This is a genomic window from Paenibacillus sp. FSL R5-0914 (assembly GCF_038004525.1).
In the GTDB taxonomy this organism is placed as follows: Bacteria; Bacillota; Bacilli; order Paenibacillales; family Paenibacillaceae; genus Paenibacillus_AQ.
The window spans coordinates 2,073,565-2,086,172 of record NZ_JBBORH010000001.1 but is presented as its reverse complement, the minus strand read 5'-3'; the positions used below and the strand labels follow the sequence as shown (position 1 = coordinate 2,086,172).

12 protein-coding genes are annotated in these 12,608 nt (G+C 48.0%); 1 reads left to right on the top strand and 11 read right to left on the bottom strand.

What is annotated here, in order from left to right; translation table 11 throughout:
* Positions 1-20: 20 nt before the first annotated feature.
* From MKX60_RS09175 to MKX60_RS09130, 10 genes are all read right to left on the bottom strand, one after another.
* Positions 21-596, bottom strand: a complete 576-nt coding sequence (locus MKX60_RS09175; protein WP_076285980.1) for a class I SAM-dependent methyltransferase — start codon at positions 594-596, stop codon at positions 21-23.
* A 7-nt stretch (positions 597-603) separates the two neighbouring features.
* Positions 604-1,320, bottom strand: coding sequence for a glycosyltransferase (locus tag MKX60_RS09170; RefSeq protein ID WP_076285979.1), 717 nt, complete (start codon positions 1,318-1,320; stop codon positions 604-606).
* Positions 1,317-2,300: an NAD-dependent epimerase/dehydratase family protein gene (locus MKX60_RS09165; RefSeq protein ID WP_042191474.1), complete on the bottom strand. Its 984-nt coding sequence runs from the start codon at positions 2,298-2,300 to the stop codon at positions 1,317-1,319. The genes MKX60_RS09170 and MKX60_RS09165 overlap by 4 nt, the downstream gene beginning before the upstream one ends.
* Positions 2,297-3,136 carry a dTDP-4-dehydrorhamnose reductase family protein gene (locus tag MKX60_RS09160; protein ID WP_076285978.1) on the bottom strand — a complete coding sequence of 280 codons (840 nt, stop codon included), beginning with the start codon at positions 3,134-3,136 and terminating at the stop codon, positions 2,297-2,299. The genes MKX60_RS09165 and MKX60_RS09160 overlap by 4 nt, the downstream gene beginning before the upstream one ends.
* Positions 3,133-4,119, bottom strand: a complete 987-nt coding sequence (locus MKX60_RS09155) for a polysaccharide biosynthesis protein (RefSeq protein WP_076285977.1) — start codon at positions 4,117-4,119, stop codon at positions 3,133-3,135. Before MKX60_RS09155 ends, MKX60_RS09160 begins: the two co-directional genes overlap by 4 nt.
* Positions 4,109-5,203, bottom strand: coding sequence for a non-hydrolyzing UDP-N-acetylglucosamine 2-epimerase (gene wecB, locus MKX60_RS09150; protein ID WP_076285976.1), 1,095 nt, complete (start codon positions 5,201-5,203; stop codon positions 4,109-4,111). The genes MKX60_RS09155 and wecB overlap by 11 nt, the downstream gene beginning before the upstream one ends.
* A 41-nt stretch (positions 5,204-5,244) precedes the next feature.
* Complete coding sequence (locus tag MKX60_RS09145; RefSeq protein WP_341059568.1) at positions 5,245-5,577, bottom strand: hypothetical protein; 333 nt, start codon at positions 5,575-5,577, stop codon at positions 5,245-5,247.
* 162 nt (positions 5,578-5,739) lie between these two features.
* Positions 5,740-7,203: a glycosyltransferase gene (locus tag MKX60_RS09140; RefSeq protein WP_341059566.1), complete on the bottom strand. Its 1,464-nt coding sequence runs from the start codon at positions 7,201-7,203 to the stop codon at positions 5,740-5,742.
* A gap of 381 nt (positions 7,204-7,584) precedes the next feature.
* Positions 7,585-8,700: a CgeB family protein gene (locus MKX60_RS09135; RefSeq protein ID WP_042194464.1), complete on the bottom strand. Its 1,116-nt coding sequence runs from the start codon at positions 8,698-8,700 to the stop codon at positions 7,585-7,587.
* Positions 8,701-8,751: 51 nt separating this feature from the next.
* A complete protein-coding gene (locus MKX60_RS09130) occupies positions 8,752-9,768 on the bottom strand; it encodes a CgeB family protein (RefSeq protein WP_081383023.1) in 1,017 nt (338 codons plus the stop codon).
* Positions 9,769-10,283: 515 nt separating this feature from the next.
* On the opposite strand from MKX60_RS09130, the gene MKX60_RS09125 reads away from it, so the two are divergent.
* Positions 10,284-11,045 (top strand): AAA family ATPase, encoded by a 762-nt coding sequence (locus MKX60_RS09125; RefSeq protein ID WP_042191487.1) that lies wholly within the window; start codon positions 10,284-10,286, stop codon positions 11,043-11,045.
* Positions 11,046-11,192: 147 nt separating this feature from the next.
* Here the strand turns inward: MKX60_RS09125 and wsfD are convergent, their stop codons facing one another.
* Positions 11,193-12,608: a glycan biosynthesis hexose transferase WsfD gene (wsfD, locus tag MKX60_RS09120; protein ID WP_341059562.1), complete on the bottom strand. Its 1,416-nt coding sequence runs from the start codon at positions 12,606-12,608 to the stop codon at positions 11,193-11,195.

Genomic DNA, 12,608 nt, shown 5'->3' with positions numbered 1-12,608 from the left:
CTTCACCTGAAGCTCGCTCTTTATACTGTTTTGCAAGCCAATAAGGCATCTACCGGAGCATGGCCTTCGCCATACGCCTCACGAAACGATGGGTTTTGAGCATGATGAAAGCCTTTAAGTACAGTTACAGCATACCCCAGCTCCATAAAGTCCTCCGGCTCCCATCCGCTCCGATGCTTTTGATAATGTTCTCCTTGCAAGTGATAATGGTCCGTTCCCTCCTGCGGAAAAAAACCCCGAGGTGTAAACACAACTACACGATTATAGGCGATTCTCTCGGCCATCCCGAGTAATCTCTGTCCTTCCTTCCTTTCAAAGTGTTCTATGGAATCGATAAAAGTGACTGCCGAGAACGTCTTAGGAAGAAATAATTTATCCATATGACTAGCATCCCCATGCACTGGAATAATGTGAGGTGATTTATATTCACGATGCAGTAGGTAAGGTCTGTGAATTTCTAGTCCTAGGACAACTGCGGCTTCATACCGTTCAAGCAGGGTACCGGTGCCGCTACCGATATCCAGTATACTTTCACAGAATTTCAACTGCTCCAATAAGATTGGTAGAAAGTCATTCACTTCAATTTCCCGGTACATAACCTTCTTACCCCCCCATCGAAGAAATCAAGTGTTGGAGCGGACCCTTGTAGCGAGCGTTGGTTGCAGCTGCCTCTGCCATAATGACATCGTAATATTTAAGCGTCCCCATCCCTTCATGATTACGGTAAGCGGTGAGTGACTGATTCAGCATCACAGGTGCATACCCGTTCAGAATCGCGCGGTACCATAAATCATAGTCATGTGTATAGGGAAGTGATTCATCAAAAAGCCCAATCGCTCCAAATACCTCTCGTTTGAACATCACCGTGCAGCCATTAATAGGGTTCCCCTGTAAAAAACAACGTAAATAATCGAGGTGACTAGGAAACAATAACGATGCGTTCATCTGAACTAGTTGAGATTGACCGTTAATAAAATTGAAGTTGGTATAAGAGATGAACAGGTTGTTCTGCTCCATGAACAGCACCTGATTATTGATTTTGTCTCGATAGAATAAGTCATCTGAGCTGAGCCAAGCCACATAGTCTCCGCTTGCATGCAAGATGCCGTGATTCAGTGCAGAGGCGGTTCCTCCGTTACTTTTCCCTAAATAATGAATTCGCGGAAAATACGGTCTAATCAGATCTGTGTGAACGGTCGAGCCGTCATCGACGACGATGATCTCGTATGGCTCCCAAGACTGTGAAAGCACACTTTGCAAGGCATGTTCTATATAAGGGCAGTTATAAAAAGGAATCACTACCGATACTTTCGGTCTCATAACATCCGTCCTTCCCAGTTCACGCGGCAATAGTCCAAAATATCTGTTAAGGACTGACTAAACTCAATTCCCGGCTTCCAGCCCAGTGAAGATACATTGTCTTCAGGTGTTGCAGAGGCATCTGAAGTTATTAGTTTATCCCCCGCCACTCCGTTAACCGGAATAGACAGAGCAGCTTGTGCTGGTCCCCAGTCCATCGGAATTGAAGCACTGGAGCGGCTTATCAGTTGCTCCGCAATATCCCCAAGTTGCCGTTGTGTCCCTGAGTCGATTTGATAAATGGTTCCATTAGTACCTTCGCGCAATATAAAGTCATAAGCTCTTACAGCATCGCGTACATCCAAAAAATCACGTAATGCATAGCGAGATGAAAGTTTAAAGGGAGGGATTTCTTCGCCTGCATGTACTTCACTACGAACAATATGCTGTGCCAATAAAGAGCAGAAACCAGTAGAAGGACCGGGACCGATTAGGTTGCAGGGCTCAGCCAGCAGAACGGGCTGTTTAAACAGCGTCCCCCAAGCCAGAGACACCAGCTCTTCTATTGTTTTGCTGAGGCTATATGGGTGTGGGGGTCCTGCCACCACACCCGGTTTGAATTTAAGTCGCGAGCCTGCTACAAGAATTCGACTGGTAGGTAGACTTCGCATGGCTTCTAACAAATATAACGTTGCCATCACATTCGTCTCCATAAAGAGCAAAGGGTTACGCCAAGACTCGGGCACCGAGTTGTTTCCTGCCAAATGAAGGACAGCCTCCGGTGTAGTTTCCTTGATCATCTCAGCTACGGCCTTCCGATTGCTTAAATCACAGTAATAAACCTTCACTCCTTCTGGAAACAAAGCGGAAGCTAGGGCACCCGCTGTGGATGGCGGACGCACCACAGCAGTAACCTCAGCGCCTCCTGCCAAGAACAAATGAACGGCATGTCGACCGGTGAATCCGGCAGCCCCGGTAATCAGTAGTTTTTGACCTTTCATGGGGACATCTCTGACTGTTTCATCCAGTCAGCCAGTTCTTGCAGCATCAATGGGTACGAAGGCAACGGTAAATTAACATCCGTTCTTGTATTCACTAATGTTCGATCTTGAACATGTTCATCCTCAGGGATGATTTCCACATCCTCTTTATGAAAAGCAGCCTGAATATGCTGAAGCAGCTCATACTTACTTACCGGCTTCGGATGCGCTAAATGGATCAGCCCCGATACCGTGGAATCCAGCAGCGTATCCATTGCCTTAGCTAATTGGAGTGTAGTGACTCCGTTCCACATCACCCGGCGGTATCCTGACACTTGACCACGCTGTGCCAGAAACCAATCCATCAAACCAATGCCGTCTGGGCGGATTTCCGGACCAATAATCGAAGTCCGGATCGTAAGATGCCCAGGTTGCCGCACCTCGCCAAGACTTTTCGAAATCGCATAGGCAGAGGTTCCATCAGGAACATCCTCTTCTGTGTACCCCCCGCGTGTTCCTTCAAACACGCAGTCGGTACTGATATGAATAAGTCTTGCATGAACAGCTTCCGCCATCCGCCACAAGTGGTGAGGAAGAAAGCCATTCACGTGGTAAGCCCCTATTTTGTCACGTTCTGCGAATTGATTGAGTACCCCCATCGCATTAATGATGCAATGAGGGGAGACGATATCGACCAGCTTCTCTACTCCGGCTATATCGTTCGCATCTACATACAGCCCGCCAAGATCGCTCTTATCCCGGGTTGTATGGAAGACGTGATGCTTGCCCTGGCGGCGGAAATAATCCGCCAGCATATGCCCCGCCATACCGTTTCCACCAAGGATAAGCAGCTTCATTGCAGGAAACCTCCTCGAATCAAGATGCTTTTGATCTCTTCCTGATCCATTAGATTCGTCTCGGAGCTGAAACTATTAAAAGAGACATGAGGATAAGCGCTATAATGTGCCTTTAACTCTGGCATGTTCAGCGTAGGGAGAATCACTAGATACTGTTCATCGTAGACAACGGTTGTTAAGCTTTCGAAATCGCTCATTAGAATCTCGTGTATTTTCTCCCCCGGACGAATTCCGGTCTCGATAATACTTACATTCGGCTCTCCAGAGGCCTCGATTAACACCTCAGCCAGGTCGATAATCCGGCAAGTAGGCATCGTCATGACAAAGATTTCTCCACCTAAGCTAACCTCAGAAGCTTTAAATAACAGCGTAATCGCATCGCGTAGTGTGAAAAAGAAGCGGGTCATTTTCATATCGGTAATACGTACCTGTCCCTTGTCCTTGATCTGCTTCATGAACAAATGTACTACGCTGCCGTTCGTTCCGAGCACATTACCTCCACGTACGGTTACAAAACGGGTGTTTGAGCCAATTAGATTGGCATAGACGAACAATTTTTCTCCAATCGCTTTGGTCATTCCATAGAAGTTCGACGGGTTTGCAGCCTTATCCGTAGAAATGTAAATGGCTTTCTCAACGCCATTCACAATGGCTGCTTCGATTACATTCTGAGTGCCTACAACATTGGTTTTGAGCGCTTCATACGGCTGATCCTCACAGACCGGAACATGTTTGAGCGCCGCCAAATGGAAGATATAATCAACGCCACGGCACGCGGCGACCAGCGCATCCTTGTCACGGATATCGCCAATGATAAAGCTGAGTCGTTGATCCTCGAACTCCCGGCTCATCGCCACCTGAGCGGACTCACTGCGGGAGAATACGATAATTTCCTTAGGATTTTGCGGCAGAAGTTGCCTAATCAGCTCATGCCCCCAGGAACCGGTGCCGCCTGTGACCACAATCCGTTTATTATTGAACATGCAGGTTCCCTCCAAGCAAAAATTTAACTACCTTTACCGAAACATCCGGAGTCAAGTAACCTTCCGGAGCCTCCCAATCCCGACGGAGCGCCGCCATCAGCTTGACGCTACGTAGAATACTTTTCTGGTCAACACCTGACACCACGTTACTTCCGCAATCTACCGTTTCGGGACGCTCTGTTGTTCTGCGAATCGTAACGGTTGGTACTTTCATCAAGCAGCATTCCTCCTGTACGGTCCCACTGTCGGTGATGGCACACAAGGCGTGCTGTTCCAAATAAACAAAATCAAAAAATCCGAAGGGCTCATGAAATTCAACGAGAGGGTTCATTGGAAGAGAAAATTGCTCAGTTAGTTTGGAGCGAGTGCGAGGATGAATGCTGCATATTAAACGAATTCCAAAATGCTCAGCCACTGCGTTAAGACCTGACATAATTTGTACAAGGGACTCTGGATCATCTACATTCTCTGCACGATGTGCTGTTACAAGGAAATACTGCCCTGAGGTAAGATTCAGCTGCTCCAGAATGCTGCTAGCCTGGATTTTCGGTTCAAAATGAGTCATGACCTCATGAATCGGATTTCCTGTTAACACAATACGTCTGCTTGGAAAGCCTTCGCTGATTAGGTGTCTTTTGCTCTGCTGTGTATATGGCATATTAATGGTCGAAACGGCATCTATGACACGGCGGTTTTTCTCTTCGGGCACTTTTAGGTCATAGCAACGGTTGCCTGCCTCCATATGCACCACCGGAATACCCATTCGTTCGGCCAAAATCGCGCATAACGCGCTATTCGTATCCCCCAGAAGTAAGACACGGTCTGGTTGTTCTTTCTGTAAAATGCTCTCTAGCCCTCCGAACATGGCGGCAAGCTGGCCGCCGAGTCCTGCTTGCTTATCCTGCAGCACATAATCCGGCGCCCGCAGTCCCAGCTCTGCAAAGAAAATGCCGCTGAGACTGGCGGTGAAGTTCTGGCCGGTATGCACCAGGATGTGCCGCTCAGCATGTTCGTCGAGAAGCGGAATGATAACACTGAGGCGGATGATTTCAGGCCTCGTGCCTAAAATCGTCATGATCTTCATGAGTTCACTCCCCTGCCTGTTTGATGATGGTCTGACTTGGCTCAGTCGGGTGGACTGAGACTGCTAGAAGCGCGGGTTGGGCTTTTAGCAGGATTGGTAGAATAGCAGATTTGCGGCAATCTACGGGATTTATACCGTTCATTTGGCGGTTCCGGCTGGATTTGCGACAATTTGCGGGATTTATACCGCTCATTTGGCGGTTCCGGCTGGAATCGCGGCAATCTGCGGGATTTATACCGTTCATTTGGCGGTTCCGGCTCGAATCGCGGCAATTTGCGGGATTTATACCGTTCATTTGGCGGTTCCGGCTCGAATCGCGGCAATTTGCGGGATTTATACCCCTCTTTTCGCTCGTTTAGCCGAATTCGCGACAATCTGGAGCATAAATACCCCTCTTTTCGCTCGTTTAGCCGAATTCGCGGCAATCTGGGGCATTTATACCCCTCTTTTCGCTCGTTTATCCGAATTCGTGATAATCTGGAGCATAAATGCCCCTCTTTCCGCTCAGCTTGCCACCTTCGCGGCAAGCGAGGCACTTACGCAGCGCGCCGCCGCCCACCCCGGCGGGCTCGGCGGCGCTTGCCCCCGGCGGTGCTCCGCCGCCGGGCAGAGCCCTTACGCCGCTTGCGAGCAGCGCGGCGCAAAACCAACGGGCGCCCGCTTCGCCGGCGCGCCCGGGCTTTGCCGCGTCGCTTGCGGGCGACGCGGCTCGGCAGGCCCTTGCTTCGCGGCAAAGCCGGCGACGCAGCGGGCAATTCAGGCAGGACAGCGGGTGGTTCCACCACGCTGTCAGCCTCGCGCACCGGTGGTGCGCTGCAATAGCGGAGGCTCCACATCTCCGCAAGACCCTGCAGGCGGCTCCGATAAGCCGCCGGACCATAAACGGCGTCGACTCGCTCCCGCGCTTGGGCGCCTATGGTTATCGCCAGTCCCGGCTGCGCCAGCATAACGTTGACTCTTTCGGCCAGCGCGGAAATGTCCGACGCGGGCACGAGATTTTCGCCGCAGCCTGCTGAGTGCAGGATTTCCCGCAAGCCCCCGGAGTCGTAAGCGACCACAGGCTTTCCAAAAGCCATTCCTTCCAAAGCGGTCATTCCAAAGCCTTCGCGGATCAGGCTGGGAACAACCAGCACATCCATAGCGCAATAAGCAGATGGAAGGCATTCAGCATAACCAACAAATTTAAATCGGGTATACAGACCCTCGAGCTTTACCTTGCGGACACACCGATCATAGTAGCTTTTGTCACCAGCTGAACCTATGACAACAAATTTCGCACTAGGATGGACCGCGTACACAAGCACAGCCATTTTCACAAAATGTTCCAATCCTTTTTCCTTATTAATAAAGGAAGAAATATAACCGACCAGCTGCTCCTGCGGTTTAATCTTTAGCTCTCGCCGTCGTTCGCCCCGAAGCTTGCTCCAAGCCTCAATCATCATCTCTTTGTCATTCCAAGAAGGCGGAAGCTGAATCACTTTCTCCGCTCTTACTTCCTCTGGAAAGCAAGCTGCTGCCGTTTGTGAAATAGCCAGAATCTCATTACTATTCCGATGAATCAGCCCTACACTAATGGGTGTATATTCATTGTCTGTTATCGTCTCTGATATTTTCCATACCACCGGAATGCCCAGTGACTTGGCAGCCATTGCTGGCAAAGCATGGACACAGGTACTTGTAATAATAAACGCCGGGCGCAGAGAGGTCAGCCAGTCTGTTAACTCGTGGTACTCCCTGCTTTCCTGGAATTTACGAGCATCTGCCTCGAGCCCTGCATAAGGAGTGTACATTCCATATAAAAGAGGAATCGAGAGCAACTGTACACTTATTCCGAAGCTTCGAGCCTGAGCAGTCAGCTTGCCGTCCTGTGGTGCAACGAGAATACAATTAAAGTACGGAGAAAGCTCCTGAGCGAAAAACAACAACAGCTTCTCCGCTCCGGTAATACTGCGTGTATTAGATACATGTGAAAAGAGGACGATTGTAGCTTTATCAGCCATGGCGTTTCGGCGCTCCCTAACGAGGGCCTGGAGCAGCCATTCACCTCCCTAAAAGTTTTACGAAGCGTTGCTCAAGTTTCTTACTTCGCAGTAAAACTCGCTTCGGAAGCATTCGCTTAGTTTTACGAAGCGTTGCTCAAGTTTCTTACTTCGCAGTAAAACTCGCTTCGAAAGCATCCGCTTAGCCCGAGCCTCGCCCTCTCAGTCCATAACCCACCTTTGCCTCCGTTCAGCTATACAAGCCGCTCCATCAGCTTCTTTTCATCAGGTTACAGGCATACGCTGAGGTCCGGTTCTACAGTATATCGAGGAAAAACAGATGCCGGCACGACACCTGTCCCCTGCTAAGCGCACATTTCCATATCCAGTTTGGGCCAAAGTCTAGCCGTAGATTACTGTTAGCATCTGGTGAATACGTTTTGCGTAAGTGTGATCCTTGAGTGTCCGTTCAAAAGCACGCAGCGCGATTGCCCGGCGTTCCTCCTCATGGGTTAAGTAATAACGGATCTTATCCATCATTTCCTGAGGACTCGCAAAGGTCACAATTTCTTCATCCGGTTTGTAGAAAGATCCCATATCATCTCTAGCATCTACTAATTGCAACGTGCCCGTTGCTGCAATTTCAAAGGTACGCGGATTAGGAGAAACGGCAGGAATCGAAAGCGTATTGTTATTAACCACTTCATCAATGTGCGAGCGGTGGAGGTTAATGACGATTTTGGAGCCGCTGTAAGCTACTGACGTCTCTTGTGGGGACATCCATTTGCCAATTTCAATACGGTCACCGTAGAGCGGAGCCTCAGGCAGACGATCCCACCAGATTCCGTTAATCACCGTGTTATAGTTCATCAAATCAGGAAGAATCTCACGGAAGAAGTTCACCCGGTTCCAATAGGCGGAGCCAATAAAGCTAACTTCCCGATTGACTGACGAACGTGTTGTAGTAGGACGGTAATGCTCCAGGTGAGCAGCAAAAGGAAGATAATGGACCTCAGGGCAACCAAGTCCCCGATAGAAATCAATACAATTACGTTCAAGTGTGAATACAAAATCGTAGTGAGCCACAATCTTGACCGTAAAGTCAGTGTAATAAGGATCATCAGTAAGCCAGATAGCTGTCCGAATGCCACTAGTGCGTAGAGCATCGATCTGCTCAAGAGGTAAATCCATACCGTCTAGCACCAATACCAGATCCGGTCTTTGCGCTGCAGCCAGCTCTACTAGATTTTGACGCACATCCGTAATTGTGACTTGAGCTGTTAATTTTTGTAGTGCGCAAAGAACCGCATCATCTAAAGGAGAGTAAGGGTAGCCTTTGCCAGAAGCGACATACATGACATGAATATTCCGCACAGGAAATACTTCTTCAGATCGACCATTCAGGATCGCAAGGCGCCCCCGTAAATAGCCCTCATCATACCCCCCCTTAAAACCACTCAGACGACCACGCAGCTTTTCTTCCTCCGGAGGTGTAAGAGGTAATGGGGGGGTAGGCATAATAAATTCATTATTGTTCATAATCCTCGCTCCTTTATCCCGTTATAGATTTCATACACGTGAAGCAATTACATTCAGCAAATGAGGCAAACGCGCAGTGAATGTATGGTTTCGCATGGTAGTCCGTAATCCCCGTAAAGCATAGATTCGCCGCTCTTTTTCATGCTTCAAATAGTACTCAATCTTCTGCTGCAGTTCCTTAGCGGAGCCAAAAGTATCCAGATCATAACCAGGCCGATAATAATTGCCCAAATCCTCACGAACATCCGTAAGCTGCATAGTACCGCAGGCGCTGATCTCATAGGTGCGCGGATTAATGGAGCGTGAAGGAAGGCGGTAGCTATTCCGGTTATCCTGACCCTCTTCCCACGGGCGGTGAATATTAATGACTATTTTTGCGCCACTGTAGTAGTTGGCTGTCTCCTCAGGCGGGATAAAGCCATTGCTGATAAAAGGTGTAAGTTGATCATAGGTTGCGAGGCGTTCCCAGAACCCCCCAGCGATAAGCACTTTTTTCCCCTTAAGATAAGGTGCCAGTTCGTCGAACAGCTCTGTCCGATTACGAAATGCATTACCAATAAATACAATGTCATACTGATATTGCGGGCCGGTACGCCGTGGGTAGAACATCTTTGGATTGACACACAGTGGCAAATAATGAACCGATGACACCCCAAGGGATTGATAAAACTCTACGCAACCCAGCTCATGTGTAAATACGTGATCATAATGCTTGCAAATGACTGAAGTGTCCTCTGTAAAATAAGGATCATCCACAAACCAAATGGCGGTTGGGATGCCTAGCTTTCTTATCTCCGAAATCTGTTCTAAATGATTTTCCGGGAATACATGAAGCCCATTCATCACTAGCACTGCCCCAGGCATTTCCCGTGCCGCGGTTTCCAGCATCGTTTCAGGAGTACTTATTACAAGCTCACTTACAAGCTGCTGCAGCGCCTCCGTTACGCCAGTGTCGATCGCCTGAAATCCTTGAGGAACATACATTAACTTAAATGGTCGGCAAGCTTCGACCCCTGGAGTATTCAGACGCTGCACAGCCTCACACATGCCAAGACGATATCCTTCGTGATAACCGTCGCGATATTCTCGCGGATGCTTGTGTTTTTTTCTCTTTCTCGCTTTCACGGCCTTCACCCTGCCCCGTCGTATTCTCAAGACAGTATAACTATATGCGGAGTCAGCACTCGCCTCATGGACATCTGTCTTTACTAGAACTAAATTGGCAGATGTCCCCTGTCTTTTGCCCGGCTTGCCCGAACCTTAGATGATTTCATCCACTCACAGGATGCTGGTATACTATAAGAGGTTGTTCAAAAAGTCCGCTTTTGATCACGAAGTAGCCCAAGAAGCTTACTCGACATCGAATATTGAATTCAGGCGAAACTTCCGGTGCTCACGTAGCTTCCACTACGCTCCGCTCCTCTGTTTCAACCTTCTTTCAATCTTCTCGGTGCTGAAAACCGTACTTTTAGAACACGCACTATAAAGGTCTAGCTTGAGACTTACATCTCGTCATATCTGAGCGGAAATGATTATTTATGGCATTCACAAGGGGGGGCACTATGAATAACACCACGTTGTACTTGCGCCATGCAGAACTACTTCGTGATCAGGTTCCATCATTCCAAGCCTATCCATTTCATCTGCCAGCCGTAAGAACACTGGATCGGCTTATTTTTCAAAAGCCAGTAACCTTTCTTGTCGGGGAGAATGGCACAGGGAAATCTACATTGCTAGAGGGAATTGCTGCTGCGTGGGGCTTTAACCCTGAAGGTGGAACACTTAACTTCTCTTTTAACACTCGTTCCTCTCATTCGAGTCTCTATGAGTATTTTAGAATTGCTAGAGGGGTTAGACGTCCAAAGGACGGCTTTTTTCTACGCGCGGAGAGCTATTATAATGTGGCTTCTTACATTGATGAATTAGATGAACAACCGGGTTTCAGCCCACCGATCAAGAACTCCTACGGTGGTAAATCCCTGCACGAGCAGTCTCACGGAGAGTCTTTTTTCGCAGCGTTCGTTCATCGTTTTGGAGGGCGTGGTCTTTATATTCTCGATGAACCTGAAGCCGCTCTATCTCCTCTACGGCAAATGTCTCTGCTGGTGCGTATGCATGAGCTAGTGCAACAGGATTCACAGTTTATTATCGCGACCCATTCTCCCATTCTAATGTCCTATCCGGAAGCTGAGATTTTTCTTCTAGAAGGTGAGGGCATAAGGTCTGTCGCCTTGGAGGAAACAGAGCACTATACCGTGACCAAAGCATTTATGAATGACCGCCAGGGTATGCTGCGTGAGCTATTAGAGGATGAACAAGCATAAACACCTTCGACGTCCCTATAAGGACGGTAAGCGTTTAAGCGAGAAATATAAGGATAATTTACAACATGGAACATATAAATTCTTATATTTTAATAAAAACAGCAAGTCTCCATAATCGGAAACTTGCTGTTTGATTTGTTCCATAAATTAACGTCTTACAATTCCCACTACCTTGTGTACAACCCATCCGAACATGACTACAACCATCATATCGAAGCACACATTAAACAAGAATAAATGCTTACCAATGTCAGCCCTTCCGTCCCCAAGAATCGGAACCAGGAAGGAGAAAATCCCTATCAGTCCCAATAACATCAGCAGTTCACCAGCAACTCTTCCCCGAACATCCCGACTACGGAAATATTGGAACACCGCCACGGCAAAATACACCAGATAGAATATAGTGAGAAATCCGAGCGTATGCGGAATATGCTTGTTCTTGAATTCGCTCCACCCGCTGTAAGTGTACGATAATGCACCTGCTGGCTTATTTTCACCCTTCTCATAGTTCCCTAGATAATAAGGACGAATCGCCATGCTGTTACTAGCAGCATATTCCATATTATCTATTAACCGTCCTGGATGTTTTAAGTAGAAGAACAATACATCCTTATGGGATACCCGGTCGTAGAAATCCGGTACCAGCGAAGGATCATCCTGTTTGATCACTGTATCGGTCTGAAAATAATTCGTGCCCGCAAGTACCTCCAACCGCTCCGGCAATCCGAGATCCTGCAAATCTCCCTTCACATCTGGTGATTCGTTTAATATCCCAAAAAACACAGTCTGATACAGGTTAATATGCTTCAGCTCTTTTGGCGCCGTCACGTACACAACGATGGATACCAGAAATATCGCAATCGAAAAGCGTAAGGCCAGCTTTCTCCATTTTCGCTCACCATCAAGCGTCATAAACCGCAGGAAGATCAATGCAAAGGCAATCCCAATCGGCGCATTCTGAATTTTAGAGGTGACCAGAAACAGTATCGCAATAAAAAATAAGGTTAACCCCTTAGCCGTAGGCTTTTCTTGGCTAGTGAGTCTTAACCCCAGTGCAAAGGTCAACAGCATAAACACCATCGATACCGGTTCTCCAAACAAGGAGTTAAAGTATGCCAAATACCCAATATCATAGAATACAAACAAAATAGCTGCACCTAGCAGCAGCCCCGTAACATAAGAGCCGCGAGCATTGTACTTCACCAGCAGCCAGGTCGCCACCAGTAAAAGAAGACCGTAAACTGCACCGAGCAATCTAACATCAAAAAAGCTGCCATGTATGAGCCCGCCGATCAACCTCGGTACAAGCACAATCAAAATCTGTGAAGAAGGATAGAAGCCCCTAAACAAATTCTCATACGCAAAACGAGAATGGCTAAAATTAAAAAACTGGTCGGTATACGATGCTGCAGTATCATAGTAGTTCAGACCGATGGTATTCATCATACGCAGGAAATCTCCATTATCAGCAACCCCAATAAAAGGTCCTACGAATAGCAGATAAATAATGAGACCGCAGCCGGCAAGGCTTACGAGATACTCCGGTTTCCAGAACTTTTTCAT